Origin of the sequence: Rhizobium sp. PEPV16, from assembly GCF_008919455.1 — a bacterium.
Classification (GTDB): Bacteria; Pseudomonadota; Alphaproteobacteria; order Rhizobiales; family Rhizobiaceae; genus Rhizobium; species Rhizobium leguminosarum_Q.
This window is the reverse complement of record NZ_VSZV01000356.1, coordinates 214,370-234,253: the sequence shown is the minus strand read 5'-3', so window position 1 is coordinate 234,253 and position 19,884 is coordinate 214,370. Positions and strand designations below refer to the sequence as shown.

At 60.6% G+C, this 19,884-nt stretch carries 17 protein-coding genes; 1 reads left to right on the top strand and 16 read right to left on the bottom strand.

What is annotated here, in order from left to right:
• Positions 1–21: 21 nt before the first annotated feature.
• From FY112_RS35520 to epmA, 8 genes are all read right to left on the bottom strand, one after another.
• Complete coding sequence (locus FY112_RS35520) at positions 22–1,200, bottom strand: glycosyltransferase family 4 protein (RefSeq protein WP_151520415.1); 1,179 nt, start codon at positions 1,198–1,200, stop codon at positions 22–24.
• Positions 1,201–1,245: 45 nt separating this feature from the next.
• Entirely contained in the window at positions 1,246–3,726 is a 2,481-nt protein-coding gene (locus FY112_RS35515) for a glycoside hydrolase family 2 protein (protein ID WP_151520414.1), read from the bottom strand.
• A gap of 16 nt (positions 3,727–3,742) precedes the next feature.
• Positions 3,743–4,735 carry a DUF1839 family protein gene (locus FY112_RS35510; protein WP_181018330.1) on the bottom strand — a complete coding sequence of 331 codons (993 nt, stop codon included), beginning with the start codon at positions 4,733–4,735 and terminating at the stop codon, positions 3,743–3,745.
• A complete protein-coding gene (locus FY112_RS35505; RefSeq protein ID WP_151520412.1) occupies positions 4,726–5,634 on the bottom strand; it encodes an amino acid--[acyl-carrier-protein] ligase in 909 nt (302 codons plus the stop codon). The genes FY112_RS35510 and FY112_RS35505 overlap by 10 nt, the downstream gene beginning before the upstream one ends.
• Positions 5,635–5,639: 5 nt before the next feature.
• Positions 5,640–6,821 (bottom strand): acyl-CoA dehydrogenase family protein, encoded by a 1,182-nt coding sequence (locus FY112_RS35500; RefSeq protein WP_151520411.1) that lies wholly within the window; start codon positions 6,819–6,821, stop codon positions 5,640–5,642.
• Complete coding sequence (locus FY112_RS35495; RefSeq protein ID WP_003543737.1) at positions 6,821–7,072, bottom strand: acyl carrier protein; 252 nt, start codon at positions 7,070–7,072, stop codon at positions 6,821–6,823. Before FY112_RS35495 ends, FY112_RS35500 begins: the two co-directional genes overlap by 1 nt.
• A gap of 263 nt (positions 7,073–7,335) precedes the next feature.
• On the bottom strand, positions 7,336–8,388 hold the full coding sequence (locus FY112_RS35490) for a lysine-2,3-aminomutase-like protein (protein WP_151520410.1): 1,053 nt from the start codon (positions 8,386–8,388) through the stop codon (positions 7,336–7,338).
• Positions 8,385–9,446, bottom strand: coding sequence for an EF-P lysine aminoacylase EpmA (epmA, locus tag FY112_RS35485; RefSeq protein ID WP_151520409.1), 1,062 nt, complete (start codon positions 9,444–9,446; stop codon positions 8,385–8,387). The genes FY112_RS35490 and epmA overlap by 4 nt, the downstream gene beginning before the upstream one ends.
• Positions 9,447–9,594: 148 nt before the next feature.
• On the opposite strand from epmA, the gene efp reads away from it, so the two are divergent.
• Positions 9,595–10,164, top strand: coding sequence for an elongation factor P (gene efp / locus FY112_RS35480; protein WP_017962511.1), 570 nt, complete (start codon positions 9,595–9,597; stop codon positions 10,162–10,164).
• Between the two features lie 182 nt (positions 10,165–10,346).
• On the opposite strand, the gene FY112_RS35475 is transcribed toward efp, so the two are convergent.
• From FY112_RS35475 to FY112_RS35445, 8 genes are all read right to left on the bottom strand, one after another.
• The gene (locus FY112_RS35475; protein ID WP_151520408.1) at positions 10,347–12,113 is read right to left on the bottom strand and encodes a hypothetical protein; all 1,767 of its coding nucleotides are present in this window, start codon (positions 12,111–12,113) and stop codon (positions 10,347–10,349) included.
• Between the two features lie 10 nt (positions 12,114–12,123).
• The gene (locus tag FY112_RS35470) at positions 12,124–13,368 is read right to left on the bottom strand and encodes a hypothetical protein (protein WP_151520407.1); all 1,245 of its coding nucleotides are present in this window, start codon (positions 13,366–13,368) and stop codon (positions 12,124–12,126) included.
• A 56-nt stretch (positions 13,369–13,424) separates the two neighbouring features.
• A complete protein-coding gene (locus FY112_RS35465; protein ID WP_151520406.1) occupies positions 13,425–15,131 on the bottom strand; it encodes a hypothetical protein in 1,707 nt (568 codons plus the stop codon).
• Positions 15,132–15,501: 370 nt separating this feature from the next.
• Positions 15,502–15,882, bottom strand: coding sequence for a hypothetical protein (locus FY112_RS37250; RefSeq protein WP_210384816.1), 381 nt, complete (start codon positions 15,880–15,882; stop codon positions 15,502–15,504).
• Positions 15,883–16,044: 162 nt separating this feature from the next.
• Positions 16,045–16,773, bottom strand: a complete 729-nt coding sequence (locus FY112_RS35460) for an SIS domain-containing protein (RefSeq protein WP_151520405.1) — start codon at positions 16,771–16,773, stop codon at positions 16,045–16,047.
• Between the two features lie 120 nt (positions 16,774–16,893).
• Positions 16,894–18,045 carry an N-acetylglucosamine-6-phosphate deacetylase gene (gene nagA / locus FY112_RS35455; protein WP_151520404.1) on the bottom strand — a complete coding sequence of 384 codons (1,152 nt, stop codon included), beginning with the start codon at positions 18,043–18,045 and terminating at the stop codon, positions 16,894–16,896.
• A complete protein-coding gene (locus tag FY112_RS35450) occupies positions 18,045–19,076 on the bottom strand; it encodes an SIS domain-containing protein (RefSeq protein ID WP_151520403.1) in 1,032 nt (343 codons plus the stop codon). Before FY112_RS35450 ends, nagA begins: the two co-directional genes overlap by 1 nt.
• Complete coding sequence (locus FY112_RS35445; RefSeq protein ID WP_151520402.1) at positions 19,073–19,846, bottom strand: GntR family transcriptional regulator; 774 nt, start codon at positions 19,844–19,846, stop codon at positions 19,073–19,075. The genes FY112_RS35450 and FY112_RS35445 overlap by 4 nt, the downstream gene beginning before the upstream one ends.
• Positions 19,847–19,884: the final 38 nt, after the last annotated feature.

Here is a 19,884-nt window from a genome sequence, read left to right as displayed (position 1 = left end):
AAAATAAAGCGGAGTGACACCTTAGCTGGCCTGCATCGCCGCCAGCGTCTGAAGCGCCTTCTCGTAGCTGTTTTCCGCGAGGTAACGCAGCAGGAACTCTCGCGCCTTCTCGGCCTTCTCTCGTGCACGCTCGGGTGTGCGGAAGATATCTTGCAGGTGCGCGGCGGCTGCTTCTGGAGAGGGATCGGCCCAGACCGCGCCTTCGAGCCCGGCAAATTCGGGATGGGTATCGACCACCGGAATGAGGGGAGAGGCAACCGGCCAGCTGTTGTCGGGATCGCAGAAATCCACCGTGCCCGACCAGGCCGTGGAAATGACAGGCGTACGCTGCATGATCGCCTCGGCCACCGTCAGCCCGAAACCCTCGGAACGATGCAGTGAAAGATAGGCGTCTGAACAGCGGATGAGGCCATTAATATCGGAGTCCGACATCCTGTCGGTGACGATCCTGATCCGGGTATTACCCGCGACCGAGGCGACCAATTCGCGAAGGCCCTCGTCATTGTTGATGTCGCCACTGGCCTTCATCAACAGGAAGGCGCTGGGGCAATCGGCGGCAAATATCCTGAAGGCCTCGATGACGGCCTGCGGATTCTTCCGGTTGATCGAGGAGCCGGTGCTGAAGATGAAGCTGACGAGAAAGGCGTCTTCATCGATGCCGAATTTCTGACGCATGCCTTCCGTCGCCGGCTTCTCGGTGACAGGATGCGGAACGACGATGACCGGTGCCGCAGTGAGGGGCGCTATCGCCCGCCTCGTGAATTCCGACGGCACGAAGACGGCATTCATGTAATGCATCGCATTGCGCCACTCGGCCGGCACGACTTCGAGCTCCCAGGCGAAATAGCCGATGTTGAAGGCGCGGGTGAAATTGGCAACGCCCTTCTTCAGGATGGCGCGCGGCAGCATCGGCGGATTGAGATGCCAGATCCGGCTCCCCGCGGGTTCGGTGGAGAGATGTGACGGCATCCATCCGGCAAAGGAATTCTCGTCTGGATGCGTGCTGACGTCGGAGAGCGAAATCGCCCGCCCAGCCTCCGATAGAGCGCCGGCGCAGAGCCTTGCCGATTCGCCGACGCCGACCGCCATCGAGAGATAGCCGACGATTTCCACCGGCCTGCGCGGATTGAAGGCAAGACGCGACCGCGGGATCAGCCGCTGCAGGACATGGGCGCGCAGAAAGCGGTATATCGTTCTCAAATCACGGTCTTTCCCAATGAATCGGCATCATCCTTCGCAGCGGCGTCAGCCCTCGATTGCGACGCGATGCAAACTGCCTAGACTTCTGATTTCACCCGCAGGCGGAATATCGCTTTTCACGCCGGACAGCGCGTGGAGCTTCACGCGCCGCATCGCGCCGGGGGCAAGGTGGAACCAGTCGTCGTTGGCCCGATAGCCTTCGACGTCGATATGCACCGATTGCGCCAGCCGGTCGGTCCTGAGATCAACGAACCAATCGTCGCCGTCTCTGGTGAATGATGCTTCGATACCTGCTTCATGCAACGCCTTCCCCCGTCCGCACGGGAAGTGGAAGCTCTCGGCGAGAATGGCACCGTCCGCCAGCGAGCGCAGGCGCGCCACACTGGCATCATGCGCCGGCGGCCCGAAACGGAAAGCATAGGTCGTGTCGAAGAAGGCGCCGAACAGCGCGGTGCAGGCAAGGCGCTCCGTGTCTCTTGCCGCCAGCTTGAAGGCCCTGCTGCCGCTGACGACCTGCTGTTTTCCGCCGCGCAGGCAGACGACCTCGAGCTCGACGTCGAGCACGGCATCCGTCTCGTTGACGACATGCACGTCGAGACCGTTCGTTCCCTCGTCGGTGAAGACCACTTGCACCGGCCGGAATGCACGGCGCATCGCATACCAGACCGGCTTCGGCTCGCCGGTGGAATCGATCACCCCCCAGCCGGGGCCGGGCAGCAGGTCCTGCAGCGTCCAGACGAGCGCGCCGTTGCAGGCAGAACCCTTGCGCCGCCATTCGGCAAAAGTCTCCTCGATCATCTCGCCGGTAACGGCGCGGGAGAGATCGAGATAGCGTTCGGGATCTTCGCGGCGCAGATGGGCCGGATCGAAACCGTAGAGAAGCTGCAGGTAAAAGTCGCGAACATCCTCGAAATCCCACGATGCGCTGCGGTCGCGGGGCACGCGGGCCTTCCACAGCGGGCTGTGGACGGCGGGCACATCGAGATGACGCTGCAGCGTCCTTTGCTGCGGCACATGCGCGAAGGCGAGGCATTCGGAAGCAAAACGCACATCGGCGCGGCGCGCATCGGCAATCGGTCGCATATAGGCGCCGACGCCGTAATAATGCGCAATGCCGGCATTGGGCGAAAAGGGCATCGCTCCGCCATGCGGCGAGTTCGGCACATAGGGCACGTCGGGGCGCATGCGCGCGACGACCGCCGGAATGATTTCATCGGTGACCGGTCCGCTCCAGAATTCCGCCGGCAGACCGAGCATTGCAGCCTGCTGGTGGATTTCGCTGCCGCCACAGAGCACGGCCAGCGAAGGCGATGCCTGCACGCCGTGCAGAAATTCCTCGACCTCCGCATGCACGTGACCGAGAAAAGCCTTGTCGTTGCGCGGATAATCGAAATTGGCGAACATGAAATCCTGCCAGACGAGCAGACCGAGCTCGTCGCAGAGCGTGAAGAAATCAGGCGTTTCGTAGGCCATGGTGCCGCCGATGCGGATCATGTTCATGCCGGCTGCAGCGGCAAGCCGCAGGAACGGCTCATAATCCGCCCGCCCGCCCGGCAATCGCGCGATATCGGCGGTCGTCCACACCGCGCCGCGGCAGAAGATGCGTTCGCCGTTGACGAGGAGCGCGAAGTCATCGCCATCAGCACCACGGTCGACGTCGATACGTCGAAAGCCGGTCCTGCCGAGCGGATATTCCACGCCGTCGGAAACCAGCGTCAGCGCGTAGAGACGCGGAGCGCCATGCGTATGCGGCCACCATGCCTCGATGTCGGAAAGCTTGAGGATAGCCGAGTAATGACTGTCACCGACCTTCTCGAAGGCCTGCTCCATTCCGCCGCAGCGCAGCAGCATCGCCGGATCCTCGGCATTGCTATGGAGGGAAACGCTGAGACGGCCGACGCCACTCTCCTCCAATACGGCGCGGATGGAGACATTGTCGATCGAGATCGGATGACGCCGCACCATCGAAATCGCCCGCCATGGCCCGACGGCATGGATATCGGGGCACCAGCCGGGCATATGACCGAGCAGCGTCGTGCGGAAATTCTTCAAGCCCGCCGGCGTGATCATCTGCGGCCGCCAGCGCGCGCGCGGTCCTGGCTCCGACAGGCGGGGGCCGAGCGCCCGGAAGCACAGTGCCAGTTCGTCGCCGCCCGAAAGCGTCACCGGAATCTCGTGCGCCGTGAACATGCTCTCGGAAAACAGGATTTCCTGGCCGTTCAGGAAGACATGGCAGAGCGTCGCCAGCCCTTCGAAACGCAGGATCGCGTCGCCGGGCTCGGCATCGAAAAGCCGGCAGAGATACCAGGCATCCCGCGTGTTCAGCGGCTCGGGATTTTCACGGTCGAAGAGCCCGGCTTTTTCAAGCGCTGCGGCGACGGTGCCGGGAACGGGTGCGGGAATGAGCTGTGCGGAGAGCGGGATGTCATGCGGCACGGCGCAGGCGCCCGGCTCCGTCAGGATCAGGTTCCAGCCTTCGGAAAGTAGACTTTCCTCGGCACCGATGCTCGCCAAACGCCCCCGCATGGTCAGATCTCCGGCCTCAGATTCGCCCCGCAAGCGACGCCATCATGGAATCCCATGCATCGGCGGCCGGATCAAGTGCTGCCTGCAACGGCTCGAACTTCCTGCGGGTGACCGCGCGGGCAAGCTGGAACTGCACGGATTTCGCCACCTCCGAAATGCGCCTGGCATGCTCGGCAGCAGCCGCGAATTCATCCGGGGAGAGCCAGGTGAGATGATCGGCCGCCAGCTCGAAATTGGCGCCAACCTGGCGAAGCGTGTTGAAGGCGTATTTATGGAAGAAGCCGAACGGCCGTTCCGCCACCGCCTCGACCTGTTGCGGAAAAACGCTTGCAAAGGCGCGGATCGGGTTTTCGCGGGGACGCCTGATGAAGTGAAAGCCGGCAAGCCGCCGCGCGGTCGAACGCAGATGCGCTTCATCAGCCGGTCTTTCCGGGAATCGGGCAAATTCCGTGTAGGGCAGGAACGGCGGGTCGTTTTCCGTCAGATGCAGCTGGAACAGTCCGTCGAAATCCTCGCCTTCGAGACGGAAATAACCGGCATTATGGAAATAATCGACGCGCTTGGCCGCAACGTCCAGCCGGTTGATCGCAACCGTCGTCTTGCCGTGCTCCTGCCGGTAGGCGGTGCCGCGTGTATCCGGCATGTAGAAGGAATCCATTTCGATCAGGCAGAGACGGCCCCGCGCGATCTGCACCTCGACATGGCGTTCGACACGGTCGTAAATGGCAAGCTCGGTCGCACGAATGCCGTAGAGGGCTTCGAGATCCTCGAGCGGCACTTTGAAGAAGGTGAACTGATCGCCCTCGAAATCCTGCGTCAGGGTAAAACCCAGCATCGCCTCCGGCGCAACGCCTGATGTCGCCAGCACCTCGATCCAGAGATCGACATAGCAATTGGTTTCCGGCCAGGCGCGCTCGCCGGAATGCAGCGCATGCGCCCGGTAGGTTTCCGGGTCGATTCCCGAAAATACCCCCGAAAATGCCGATACCATCGATTTGCTCAGCCCCACAGCGCTTTCCGGACGCTGACCGGCCATTGCTTCACATCTAGTCCGTGATGATGGAAGAGGGCAAGGGCGATGCGCTCCAGTCCGAAGCCGACGCAGGCGGTGTGCGCGACACTGCCGTCCTCGAGATTGAGACCCCACTTCGTGCCGAAGGCATCCTGATGGTAGTTGAAGCTCATGCAGGCGGTCGGATTGGCGGCCGAGGTGATCGGGATCAGAAGCTCGAACTTCAGGTTCTGGTCGCGCTGATTATTGGCGAGCATCTTGCCGGCGCGGCCGAAGAACGGATCATTGGCAACGTCGATCGTCACCTCGAGGCCGACTGCCTTCATCATCTCGACGCCGCGATCCATCCAGCGCTGGCGGAAATCCGTGACGTGCAGCTCGGTGCCCATGCAGACATATTCACGCATGCGGAACAGCTGCTGGCGGGCCGGATCTTTCGACGGCTCATGGCGGAAGCAATAGGATTGCAGGTCGAAGAGGCCGCCCGTCTTTGGCAGGTTGCCGCGCTTGGCGATCGTCGGATAGAGCGGATAGCAGGCAGCCGGCGTCAGCACGATGTCGGTCGCCTCCTGCCCCTTGGTCCAGTCTTCGCCGACTTCCATGCATTGCAGCAGGCTGACATGATCGAGCTCGCTGCCGCAGAAGCTGTGCACCGTGCCGGCGAGCTGCGGGAAGCTCTTCATGTAGCCGCTCTTCTCGAAGAAGGCGCGGTTCATGCCGGGCGGAAAGCGCATGGCTTCGGCACCATCGGCGCCGCCGAACGTGTCGATCAGGCGCTCGAAGGCAGCGATCACGTCTTCGAACTGGCCGCTACGGCCATAGAGCCCGTCGATGCCGGTATCGATCAGCAGACCGGATTCGAAAAGCCGGTCCAGAAACGAGGTCTGCATATCCATGACTGTCACCCCAGTAGGCTAGTGTCCTGCTTATGGACAAGAAGCATGCTCGACGTATTGCCGAGGATGCGGTCATTCGAAATCATGAGCTGTGCGGAATGCGCGTCGCGCAGATGGCGTCCGAGGCTGAAGGGCGTGCCGTTCTTGTAGCCCATGATGCCGCAGATCAGCATGGCATGGTTGACGATCTCCAGGATCGTCTCCGAAGACGCGATCTTGACGTTGTTCATCGCCACCGCAAAGCCCATCGAGGACAGCCTGTCCACGTCGGCCTTAGCATCCTCATAGGCCTTGAGACCGGCAACCACGTTGGATTTCACCATCTGCAGCAGGGTCGAAACCTCGGCGAGGCGCAACGCGCCCGGCGGCTGGGCATCCGGCGCCTTGCGGGCGGCAGCACGCACGAAAGCCTGGGCGCGCACAACGGCGTCGACGGCGATGCCGTACCAGACGCCACTCCATAAGAGGTGCGAGGAAGCAAGCATGGATTGCGCCGCGATCTCCGCGAAAGGCTTCGGCAGGATCTGGCAAGCCGGCGCTTCGCCCTTGAACAGGAAGCCGTCCGAGCAGGTGCCGCGCATGCCGAGCGTATTCCAGACATGCGTTTTCTCGAGCGTGTACTGGTCCTTGAGGAAGGCAGTCAGCACCTGATCGGAGGAAGCCGCCTGCGCGTGGGCACGCGAAGTGATAAGGATGGCGTCGGCATGCGAGCCATAGGAAATGACGGTCGCATCCTTTTCGAGGCGGCAGGTATCGCCATCGACCTCGACCGCGCAGATGCTATTGCGCAGATTTCCGCCGATACCGCCTTCGGTGGTGGCGGATGCGATCAGCAGTTGTTCGGCGGCGATGCGGCGCATGAAACCACGATGCCATTCGCTGTCGGCGCCATGTTCGACGAGGCTCGACAGCTTGATGTGGTGCATGGCGAAGACCATGGCGCTTGCAGCGCAAGCCTGACCGAGCATCGAGCACAATTCGGCGATCTCGGTGATCGAGGCGGATTCGCCGCCGAGATGGCGCGGCACCTGGATGCCGAGCAGCCTTTCGGCCTTCATCGCATCGACGGCTTCCCGGGGGAAACGGGCCTCGGCATCAACGGTATCCGCGTGCTTCGCCGCGATTTCGGCGACGCGGGCCACCCTTGTGACAAGACCGTCCTGCATGATCTTGACGGGGAAATTCATCAGGCGACCTTCCGGCTGTCCCGGATGAGATCGACGGTCCTGGCGATGGCCGAGATGCTCGCGAAGGATTTGCGATTCAGGAGATTGTCGGGAAATTCGATGTCGAAGGCCTCTTCGAGGCCCAGCATCAACTGCACAGAAGCAAAGGACGTCAAACCTGCCGCATAAAGATCGGCGTCGTCGGCGACCTGGTCGATCGACCCAGGAAGCTTGCCGAATTTGGCTACGAGGTCGCGGATTGCCTTATTCATCCCATCACTCCAAGATTCTCATGATCCCGAACCGGCGTTCATCGCCTTGTCATGAGCGTTCTTTTAGTGCGGAAAACAGAACATTCCGCTAATTTATTGAGTTAAATATGACTGAGGCTCACAGTTAGGATTTTAGCGATCATTCCCGCACCGTCGTAAACAACCAGCTTAAATCAATGACTTAAGGTAATTTCGATACTGCGACACACTCTGGTTTCTGGCGTGGAGAGTACAGAAATGACACGCAAACGCCGCGTTTTGTCTCAATCGGCCGGCGGATAGGAATGCTCACCGCCGCGATAATCGGTGACGGAATAACATCCGTCGCCTGTCGCCCGCATCGCGCTTCCGCTGATGACGGCCTTGCCGTGACCGCCTGGGATATCGAGGATGTAGGCCGGCTGGCAGAGACCGGAAATCCGGCCGCGCAACCCCGCGACGATCTCCTGCCCCTCGTCGATCGTCACCCTGAAATGACTGGTGCCGGGCGCCAGATCCGGATGATGGAGGTAATAGGGTTTGACGCGGATTTCGACGAAGGCCTTCATCAGCTTCGCCAGCACGTCTGGATCGTCGTTGACACCCTTGAGCAGCACCGACTGGCTGACCATGGCGATGCCGGCATCGACGAGGCGGCCGCAGGCGGCCCGCGCTTCCGGCGTCAGTTCGCGCGGATGGTTGGCGTGCAGCGCCACATACACCGTCTTGCCGCTCGCCTTCAGCGCGGCGATCAGCGCCGCATCGATCTTCTCGGGGTCGACGACCGGAACACGCGTGTGGAACCTGATGATCTTCACATGCGCGATGCCGGCAAGCGCCTCCATGATCTCGCCGAGCCGGCGCGGAGAAAGCACCAGCGGATCGCCGCCGGTGAGGATGACTTCCCAGATCCCCTCGTGACCGCGGATATAATCGAAAGCGGCCTGCATCGCTGCGGCATCGAGCGTGCCGAGGCCCTGCGGCCCCACCATTTCGCGCCGGAAGCAGAAGCGGCAATAGACCGGGCAGACATGCACGGCCTTGAGCAAGACACGATCGGGATAGCGGTGAACGATGCCTTCGACGGGGCTGTGGGCATGATCGCCGATCGGATCGGCACGTTCTTCCGGGGCGATCGTAAGTTCGGCTGCATCGGGCACGAATTGCCGTGCGATCGGATCATCGGGATCGGCTCGATCAATGAGCTTGCTGATGCCAGGCGTCAGCGCAACCGCGTAACGCGCCGCCACCTCCTCGAGCGCTGCGCGATCGGCAGACGCGACCAGCCCCGCCTTCACAAGATCGTCGACGCTCTTGATCTGTTTGACGACATTCATCTTCCATACTCCGCCACCGGCGCCCAGAGCACCTGGTCGATGCGCGATGCTCCCGTCGCCAGCATCACCAGCCGGTCGAAGCCGAGCGCGATACCGCTTGCCTCAGGCATCAGCGACAGCGCGGCGAGGAAATCATCGTCGATCGGATAGGTCTCGCCGTAGACCCGCGCCTTCTCGGCCATCTCGATCTCGAACCGTCGCCGCTGTTCGGCAGCGTTGGTCAGTTCGCCGAAGCCGTTCGCAAGCTCGACGCCGCAGGCATAGAGCTCGAAACGTTCGGCAACTCTGGAGTCGCGTGCCGAGGGACGGGCAAGGGCTGCCTCCGAGACCGGATATTCGTCGAGGATGGTGATGCGGCCGAAACCGAGATGCGGCTCGATCTTTTCGACCAGCACCCGGCTGAAGAGATCGGCCCAGCCGTCGTCATCGGCAACACGCATGCCGACGCGCTTCATCTCCCTCGCCAGATGGTCGCGGTCGGTCGAACCGTCGGCTGCGACCGAGGCGAGAAGATCGATTCCGGCATGACGCTCGAACGCTTCGGCAACGCTGATCCGCTCCGGCCCGGCGAAGGGATCGCTCTCGGCGCCGCGATAGGCAAGCTTCCCGGTCTTCGCCGTCTCAGTCGCCAGCGCCAGGATCCGCACGCAATCCATCATCAGGCTTTCGTAGCCTTCGCCGGCCCGGTACCATTCGAGCATGGTGAACTCGGGATGGTGCAGCGGCCCGCGCTCGCGATTGCGATAGACATGCGCAAAACACGAGATGCGCTCCTCGCCAGCCGCAAGCAGCTTCTTGCAGGCAAATTCCGGCGAGGTGTGCAGGTAGAACGGCGCCTTTTGCCCATCCGTCGTCAGTGCTTCCGTCGCGAAGGCATGCAGATGCGCCTCGTTGCCGGGGGAGACCTGCAGCACCGCGGTATCCACCTCGATGAAATCCTCGCGCGCGAAAAACCCGCGCAACGCCGCCTGGATCGCATTGCGTCCGATCAGGAACGGACGGCGGTCGGCATGCACGGACGGGGTCCACCAGGGGGACGCTTTCGCCGAAGAGTTCATTCCAAGCTTTCTTCGCCGGAGAGGCCGGTATGGGGGGTGGCTATTTCCCGGATTTTAGGTTAGTTGCGCCCCAAAGAAAAACATTTGCGTCTTCGGAGCGTCTCGACAGTCATCTACGACGCCGAAAGCCGAGTTACAAGGAAGTCTTATGGTCAAGGTCATCGCCTCTTCGGTCCGCAAGGGCAACGTTCTCGATGTCGACGGCAAGCTCTATGTCGTTCTCACCGCCCAGAACTTTCATCCGGGCAAGGGCACGCCGGTCACCCAGGTCGACATGCGCCGCATCGTCGACGGCGTGAAGGTTTCCGAGCGCTGGCGCACCACCGAACAGGTCGAGCGCGCCTTCGTCGAGGACGTGAACCATCAATTCCTCTACGAGGACGGCGAAGGCTTTCACTTCATGAACCCTCAAAACTACGATCAGGTCGTCGTCGATGTCGACACGATGGGGGACGACAAGGCTTATCTGCAGGAAGGCATGACCTGCGTTCTGTCAATGCATGAAGGCATTGCGCTGGCGATCCAGATGCCGCGCCACGTCACGCTCGAAATCATGGAGACGGAACCGGTCGTCAAGGGCCAGACGGCTTCGTCTTCCTACAAGCCGGCCATACTGTCGAACGGCGTGCGCGCCATGGTGCCGCCGCACATCAATGCCGGCACCCGCGTCGTCATCGCGACGGAAGACAATTCCTACGTTGAACGCGCCAAGGACTGATCCTGGTTTCAGCCTACCGAAGAGGCCGGCTCACGCCGGCCTTTTTTGTATCCGCCGCCTTTAGAGCAATTCCTTGCCTAATGGTAGACTCCAAGTTGTCAAGGCGCGCAGATCGTGGCCCTTGATTGCACAATATCGAACTGTTGACCAGTCGGTACCGGTCCCCCGGCCTCATGCCCTGATCACGCTCCGAGCAATCGGCCCGCTATAGCGATTCGCTTGTCTATCTCTCCTGACGTGTCTTTCGGGCGCTCCACATATTTCACGAATGCCTCAACAGCGTCCTTGAGCGTCGATGCGGAAACGAACGAACGAGACCGCCTGGCTTCGGCAATGATCAACGCGATGTTGAGGTCGGGGTCCATGAGTTGCTCCACAGAGTACCCCTTCCCCAGTCCCGCTGTCTGATTGCATTGGAAAAGTCCGAAGCTCTTTTCCGGAGGATCGGATGCCGCCCTGGGATTTAAGCCAGACTCCCTTATCCCGTTTGCCAACGCCGCCACCAGCTGATGTCGCGTGTTGAAACCCGCTCGCTTGAACCTATCGACAATCAAATCACCGTATCGCTGGAACTCCGCCTTGACCTCAGCCTTCGTCATGTCGAAGGCACCGGCCGCTCCAAACGGAAGAGCCTCGGCCAGCATTCGTATCGCCGAAATTTCCGTCACGGCAAACGACTTCTGCGAGACCTGATCGTCCTGATTGCCTCCGAGCAACTCCACTTTCCGGTTTTCCGCGAACTTCTCGAAGAACGCGACGTGCCCGCTTGTCTTGGGATCCTGGGGCTTTAGAACGACAACCGCGCCCAACGGAATATCTGACGCACCAAGCGGAAAACTGCGGTTACCCCAAGTCTTCCAGTTCGCCGCGCGGGCTGGCCCGTCAGGCAGGCTTGCTCCTGAAGTCTTCACGCAGAAGCCAACGAAGGCCCCGCACCAATGTGGTACCTTGCTGTTTATATTTCCGAATCTGATTGCGTCGAAATATACCGGAATCCGGTCTGCGTTCACCGTTTCACTTACGGGCCGCGCCAGTTCAGATCGCGCAATCGTCAACCATGGAGGAACGCCCCCCTCGGCCTTAGGCAACTCGTCAGCCGCCAGGGTTTTAATACGGTCGAATGCGGAGTCGAGCAGACGGGCGAGCACTTCAGAGACGTTCTTGAGGAACGCGGAAACCGTCGTGTCTGATTTCGTTCCAGCGAGGCCCGATCGCGACGACAGGGCAGAAATAGTCGCGTTCGTGAGGCCGAACTGAGCCAACGTTTGCGACTTGTCCAACGCTGGATCGGATAGAGCCACGGCTGTGCTTAGATCGATGAGGTAAGCGAGAAAGAGATCCAGATAACTCGGGACATCGACATCGTTGACAGGATTGGTCCTCGCGGTGCTCGCTTTGCTGAAGTCCCTCGCCGTCTTGCTCACGGCGTATCCGCAGGCGAATATCTGAGCCAGTAGCAGCCGGCTGTCGCCCGGACCGAATTCTTTCGCGAGGTCTAGACCAGACAACGTCAGGAAATCGCTGAACTCTGTCGAAGTGAGAGCGAGCGGTCCCATCGGCCCGGCCAAGCTCACGCCACCTGCCGAGAGGCCCGTTTCAAAGATCGCACGCGCGATCAAATAATCGGCAGCGACGTACCAAGGTGCCGTCTTGGCATCGGCGTTGAGTTCCCGCTCAACAGTCAAACAGCTTCGCACGAAGAACTCTTCGTCGAGGGGACGGGGAGCTGGGTCGGGCTCCTCCTTGAAATCGATAGCGAGGATCCACCCAGTCGTTTTGTCGTCGGGAAGAAACACCTCAATCCACTCGGATGGATCGTTCTGCGTCGCGCCGGCAACAGTCTTGCCTGTGCCGAAAAGCTTTTCGCCCGGCCCCACGCGCGCGAGCCGACCTGCATCCGGTTCAGGCATTGCCCTGACCGGCTTAATACCATTCGCGGCATAAACCATCACAGCCCCCTTAAAGTTTGTCGATGAGTTCCGCAGTCAATTGTTTGGATAGCGTTGGATCATTGAGTTCAAGACCCAGGCTCGGATCGGCGCGCACCTTCGCGATGCCCGCGCGGATCGTCGGCTCGTCGGCTCCGGCCGGCAGTCGGTCTGCCTCGGCAAGGCGTCCGTTGATGAGTTCGATCAGGCTGTTGCTCGCGCTCATGATCCCAGACGGATATGCCTTCTGTTCATAGAAGTTTTGTGCCGTCGAAAGCGAGCAAGGTGGCAGGCCGGCAACCTCGGCTAAATCGCCATCGTCCATTTTGCCGTCGAGGACTTTGCCTGGAACGGATTTCCTGATTTTCCTATACTGCTGCAGCACTTTAACGAGTACAACGGTGTGCGGCGTGGGATTGTCGACTTCCTCTGGGGAAGCGCAAATCGCGGTAAGTGCACTCTGGATCAGCTTTGTCGAGCGCAGGTTCGCCTTAGTCGATATCAGCTCGTACTTTGAGTTACTATCGATGGGAGGGTTCGGCGGCCGATAGACCGCTTTCTCGGGTTTGAGCGACTCCCGCCGCAGAAACGCCAGATCGATCAGCGGCGTTTTTTCAGCGCTTTCCAGGGCTCGCGTGCCGCCAAGCTGGTAAGTGGTGATCGTGGTATTGATCTGGTTCTCGATCGTATAGGGCATGCAAAGGCGCAGATATTGGCGCAGCACGTAGATTGCCGTCGGACGATTCTCGACGCGAACCAGTGCAAACTCCTTCCGGAAACGTTCCTGATTCGACAGCACGATTGTCTGGACCGTCGAGTGGTTCACCTCCATCAGGAGCCGAGATTGAGTGTTGTCAAAGCTATTTCGCGCAAATCCGAAGGCTGCAGCGACGATCCCTATGGCAGTTCCGGTAGCACCCGTGGCTGCCATTACCGTGGCTGTTGTGGTGGCGGTATCCGCGATTTGCTTTTGTATGGGACCATTTGTGCGGCGGCGGTTGTCGAGCCACGCCAGGTAACCGTCGCAACGTGCGTCGATGTCGTTCATCCCGGCAAGCGTAAAGCCTTGCCAATCAACCGAGCAGATGCCTGGCGCTGAGCCAGATTGCCGGCATATGAACGTCACGTAATTGTCCTCGGCGGCGGTGCGCTGCCCCATAGTGCTATAGGAAAGCTCGGTACCGACGCCCCCGCCGTATGTATCAACCACACCCTGCGTGCATGCGGAGACGACAAACGAGCAGCAAAGAAGAACAGCAAGCAGTTTGAAACGCATGAGACCCCCACAATCCCAAGTTCGAACACGATATCAACAGTTCACTGCTAGGCGCGTCAGGAGGGCGGGGGTATCAAGTCCGGGCAAGTGAGCGGCTGCCCCTTGCCTTTAACCCAGCAAGGATATGAAAGCTTATCGGTGACATCGTCACCGACACTGGCACGTGTGGCTTTCTCGAACTTAATCCGTCGGATCTTCTGCGTGTCGCTGTAGAACAGGGAAACCCGATAGACATAATCCAGCTTGGTTGTCGTGGAAGCCGAAACCGGCGTTCCCACCGCCACTACTTCCACACCGGAGCGCGTGCCGGCGTTGGCTACCTCGCCAACCTGAGAGCGACGGCTAACCAGGATCTGGACCGGCGACTCTTCCGATGTTTCGATCTGGTAGCGGTTGAGATGGAATGTATCCAGGCAGCTGATCAGATCGCTTTTCGCTATGTTGTAACCGGTGCAGGACGGAAGGAGGTTGTCGCCCGTCATGTCCTCGACCTGCTCCATCTCGTCCTCGAGCTGGTCCTGATAGATCGTCATCGTCGTCATTCCCCGACGAAGACCTGTCGCGAAATACTCGATGCGGTCTTTCGTCGGTACGGTTTGGTTGACCAGCGGTTCGAAGATATGATGTACCGAGATTTTCTGCCAGTCGCTCTTACTGAAGCACACCGATGATTCTTCTGTGTAGGCGGCTGACTTTTCGCCGCTCGAAAGAAGCTCGTAGATCATCCTGGCGGTGTCGATATCGTTGAATCCGAACGTGTTAAGCCCGATTGTCCGCAATTGCCTGCAGGCATCAGAAAGCCCTGTCGTCGCCGTCTTTTCATATGCAACCGCAGAGAGGATCTTCAGGTCGCCATCGTCGGAAGCGAAGCTCCCCAGAATGGTATTCTTCTTGTCGCCGATCGCCGGGAGTTGGTATCCAAGGATCCCGCCGACCGTCGAGTAATCAACGACCAAATCCTTTGGGCTCCTGTCGGACGATATCGAGTTGCCGGCAATGATCGACCGTCGCATTTTGAGCGACACGGTCAGGCTTCCGATGTCTGCGTCACCCTGCCCCGATTTCAATGTGAGTACGCGCTTGACCACGCCGGCGGCGGCCTCGTCGCCAAGTGAGAAGCTGGCGGTCGTTGACTCATCGGAATTGTAGTAGGCATCGAGCACCGTGTCAGTGACATCCGCGACAGCGTTGAGCGCCGGCTTAGCCGCTTCGGAAACCAACCAGACGTTCGGCGATGCCGTCGCGATAATCGGCTGTACACGATCTATCAATCCCTTGATGTCGTGATCGGCCTTGCTTGTCGCGCGCGCCTTGAGCACGAAACTCAGCGGTTGTTGATCGTATCGTATGTAGGGCGTCGTGAATTCGAATTGGCCGGATGTTCCAAAGGTCCGCTCCGGCTTGCTCGCGACGTAGGTATAGATTGGAGTCTCAACCGAGTCATAGTTGCCGATTTTCGGCAGAACCGAGAGCGCGATCTCTTGTGCGTCGTCCTTGGTGACCAGACTTTTCAACGCGTCAAGAACGCTCCTGCTCTCCGCTGACCCGACCGGTTTGCTTTTGAGAACGAAATGGAATTGCAGGGCTGCGTAGATTTGCCCGGACGGAGGTACGTAGCCGTCCTTCCAGTTTTGGCAATCCGTTTGGATAAGGTTCAAACCCTTCCAGGAAGGCGAGCCTCCGTCGGCGCAAGTCGTTTGTGCGGCGGCGGTGGCCGCGCCTATCAAAGAGCCAAAAAGAACAATGCTACACGCACGCAACATCCATCGCCCTCCCCACAAGAGTGGAACGTCTTTACTTGCCAATTAAGCACAGCTTCACCCGGCGGCGAGTTGCTGCAGAATTATATGCGTATTCACCGACCCTGATGAACAGCATATACTGTGATTGAGATTACCACAAGTTGATCATTTCGATACAACCTGTGTTCATTATTGCAGAGGTTGAGCTTAGAGGAGTGGAAGCTTCAATGCATTTGATCGAGAGCATTCACGAGCGACGGTCGACTGGGAAACATCGAGCGCGCGGTTGACGTCGTAACCGACGCGGACAGAGAAGCTGTGATAGCTACAGCCCCGCAGCTTGGTTCCAACAAAGTTTAGCCTCCACCTGCATCATGCCGCATACACTGGATCACCGCTTCACTTGCTGTCTATCGCGCAGATATCTCATCAGTTTGGCGCATTGAACCCCCAGCACCCGAAATTTGGAGAAATCTCCGGCGAGAACCGGGCTCTCGGGGATAAGTATCGTTGGATCTGCTATTGTGAGGGCATCGGCGTCCGACGTCGAATCTTTGATGCTTGCTAGATCTGAAAGTCCGCGCAGAGCAAGAAGAGCAGTCATGTTCGGTTCTCGGTGTGGTATAGCAACCGAGTCGAAATCTTTGGACGCACACTCTTCGATGTGTTCGTCACCCTCGCCGTCGATCGAATTTGTTCGGAGCTGTGTGCCGCAAAACTTGATCTCTGGAACGAGCTTAATGGTTCCCGGATATCGGAAAAGACTCTCCATCTGCTGTTTATTCGACTTTGGTGCCACCCGCACAAAGCCCCTGACGCGCTCTCATTGATCATCTCGAAGTGCGTCGCAATCCATCACTGACCTCCGTAAGTCAATGTTGAATCTGATTGGCACCAGCCTGGGAATCCCCAACCGTTAAATCGTCACCACGCTCTAGAGATGCGGGTTGCGCGGCCGGTATTTCTTGACGAGCTTCTGGTTGATTTCGGCGGCACCCGGCATGTTGGCGCTGAGATAAATTGGCGCATCGCCGGATTTCGAAAGCTCCGAGGCGACGTCTGCGAAGATCGCATTGATGACCGTCACGCCCACCGCCGTCGAAACTGGCCCAACCCGAAGCCCCGTGCCTTCGAGATCGAGAACGGCGTCACCCGGCGGCAGCCCGTTGTCGAGCACCACATCGGCCACGTCGGCGAGCCGCCGGCGGCCATTGGCGATCGCTGAGGAGTAGGCGATCGAAGTGATGGCAATCACCTTTGCGCCGATTTCGCGCGCATAGTCGGCGGCCTCGATCGGCGCGGCGTTCACACCCGAATTGGAGGCGATGATGATGACATCGCCCGGCTGCATGCCGTAACGCTCCAGCATCGGTCGCACCAGGCCCTGCGTGCGCTCATAGACCGAACTGATGACCGCACCCTCATGCAGCATCGCCGAGCCGACAAGCACCGGCACGGTGAAGGCAAGCCCGCCGGCACGATAGTGCACCTCTTCCGCCAGCATATGCGAATGGCCGGTGCCGAAGACATAGACACGCTTGTCGGCGTGGGCAGCATCGAGGATGACGGCTGCTGCCTGCGCCATCGGCTCGGCCAGCGTCTGCTTCAGTTCTTCCAGCCGACCGATGAGGTTGGAGAAATAGGCATCGGTAATGTCGGTCATCCCACTTCTCCTAGAGCATGTCGCGCAAAAGTGTGCCGCGGTTCGCGATAACGACATGTGTCAAAACAAAGATCTAAAGCGCGAAGGGCGAATCTGAAAGGTCGCGACGCGCCTTAGCGTTCAGGCGGCTTCGCCGCTGAGCCAGGTGGCGGTGACGGCAAGCGCATCGGTGAGATGCACGAGATCGGCGCGCGCACCCGGCGAGAGATGGCCGCGGTCGGCAAGCCGGAGGAAACGCGCCGGATAAAGGGTCGCCATGCGCAAAGCCTCGGCAAGCGTCAGGTCGAGATAGGTGACGCCGTAACGGATCGTCGAGATCATATCGACATCGGATCCGGCCAGCGTGCCGTCGGACAGCACCAGCTTTGAGCAGAAGCCGCCCCTTTCGCGTCGGACGGTGCGCCCATTCAGCGTGAACGAATCCTTCTCAGAGCCAACGAGCGACATCGCGTCGGTGACGAAGAACAGCTTGCCCTCGCCGCGTTTGGCGCGCAGCGCCGTGCGCAAGGCCTTCGGATCGACATGATGGCCGTCGGCGATGATGCCGCACCAGGTCGAGGGATGATCGATCGCCGCGCCGACGAGACCGGGCGCACGGTGTCCCAACTGGCTCATGGCATTGAAGAGATGCGTGACGCCCCGCGCGCCGGCATCGAAACGTTCTTCCGCCGCCTCGCTCAAACAATCGGAATGGCCGATGCTGACGGTGACGCCGGCTTCCGCAAGCTCACGCACCTGGGCAACCGTCACCTGCTCGGCGGCCATGGTGACGAGCAGCGTGCCGATCGCCTCGCGCGCCCGGATGAAGGCCTTGACATCGCGGTCCTCTACCGGCCGCATCAGTTCGGCCAGATGCGCGCCCTTGCGCGCAGGCGCCAGATGCGGGCCTTCGAGATGCAGGCCGGCGACGCCGCGGTTCATTTTCACTGCCTCCTGGGCCGCCTCAATGGCGGCAATGGAGGCCTCTGATGTATCGGTGATCAGCGTCGGCAGAAGCGACGTCGTGCCATAGGGCCGGTGCCCGCCGGCGATGATGTCCATCGACGCGACCGAAGGCTCGTCGTTCAGCATCCGCCCGGCGCCGCCATTGACCTGCGCATCGATGAAGCCGGCCGACAGAACACCGCTGGCAAGCGTCACCACCTCGCCGTCCGGCAGATCATTTCTGCCAGCGACTGCTTCGACACGGCCGCCGGCAACGATGAGGGCTTTGTCGTCATGGAAGCGCTCACCGTCGAAAATGCGGGCACCGAGGAAGATCTTGCGGGCCATCAGACCGTCTCCGTCACCTTGAGCAGGTTTGCCGGCTTGTCGGGATTGAAGCCCCTGCGCCGCGTCACCGACTCGATCAGCCGGTAGTAGATGAGCAGCGACACCAGCGGATCGATGAGGCCGTTGCCCGTCGTCGGCACGCGCAGATGGACACCGGAAAGCGGCTGCGTCGAGAAGCCGACGGTGGTGGCGCCGAGTTTCTGCAGACGTTCCAGCGCCTGCACATTGTTGGCGAAGGCCGCATCGTCGGGTGCAAAGGCGACGATCGGGAAGCCCGGCTGCACCAGGCGCATCGGACCATGCATCAGTTCCGCCAGCGAGAAGGCCTCGGCATGCAGGCCGGAGGTTTCCTTGGCCTTCAGCGCCGCTTCGAGGGCGATCGCGAAGGCTGGGCCGCGGCCGGCCGTATAGAGCGAACTCGCGTTGAAGAGCACCTCCTCGGCCGCCGCCGTGTCGATCCCGGCGGTCGCCGACAATGCCTCCGGCAGCTTGCCGAGTGCGGCCTGCAGATCGGACGCACTGCCGATCGCAGCCGTTACCCCGGAAAGGGCTACAACCGAGGCGATGAAGGACTTTGTCGCCGCGACACTCCTTTCCGCACCGGCATTGAGGCTGAGAACGATGTCGGCCTGTTTCGCAAGCGGGCTGTCGGTGACGTTGACGACGGCGATCGTCGTTGCCCCGCCCTTCTTCGCCGCATCCTGCAGCGCGACGATATCTGGGCTGGCACCCGACTGCGAGACGGTGAAATGGACGCCGCCCTTCAGATTCAGTGCCGCACCATAGACCGAAGCGATCGACGGGCCGACCGATGCGACTGGAACGCCGCAGGTGATCTCGAAGAGATATTTGAAGAAGGTGGCGGCGTGGTCAGAGGAGCCGCGCGCCGCCGTCGTCACCACGCTCGGGCGAGCGGACGAAAACAGTCGGGCGATCTCGGCAAAGACCGGTTTTTCCTTTTCAAGCAGCGTGGCGACCACCTCTGGCGATTGGCCGGCTTCCTGCAGCATCAGTGACTGGGTGTCATTCATAGGTCATCTCCGATTCTCAATTCGGCAACGAAATCATAAGCATCACCGCGATAATGCGAGCGGGTGTATTCGACGACGCGCTGGTCTTCCAGGCGCGAGACACGTTCGATCAAGAGCGCCGGCGCGCCTGGTTTGACGTTCAGGATCGCGGCGGAGGACGGATCGAGCGTGACCGCCGTCAGCCGCTGCAGCGCGCGCACGGGCCTGTGGCCGCTGGCCGTCAACGCATCGTAGAGCGATCCCTCACCGCCGGCATCGTGTCCCAGGAACTTGATCGGCACCACGGCGCGTTCGATCGCCAGCGGCAGGCCGTCGGCAAGGCGCAAGCGGTCGAGTCTCAACACCGGCTCGTCGCCGCCGAGGCCGAGCAGGAAGGATTCCTTCGGCGACGGCGTATTGACCGCCCGCGACAATATCCGTGCGGCCGGCAGACGCCCGCGTGAACGCATGTCGGCGGAGAAGGAGGAAAGCCGCCACAGCGACTGTTCCATGCGCTCCACTCTGCTCGATACGAAAGTACCGCTTCCGTGGCGCGATTCCAGTGCCCCGGATGCCATCAGATCGCGATAGGCGGTGCGCACGGTGACGCGGCCGAGCTTCAGAGCCTCGGCAAGGTCGCGCTCACCCGGCAGCGCGGTGCCGGGCTTCAGCAGCCCTTCCTGAATGAGGCCGGTCAGCATCTGCGCCAGCCGCTTGTAGAGCGGCCCGGTCAGCGCCTCGTCACGCAGGCCGCGGCTCTTCAGTTCCGCTATCAGACTGGTTCTATCCATAGGCGCACAACAGAACCTATATAGAACCAATCGGCAAG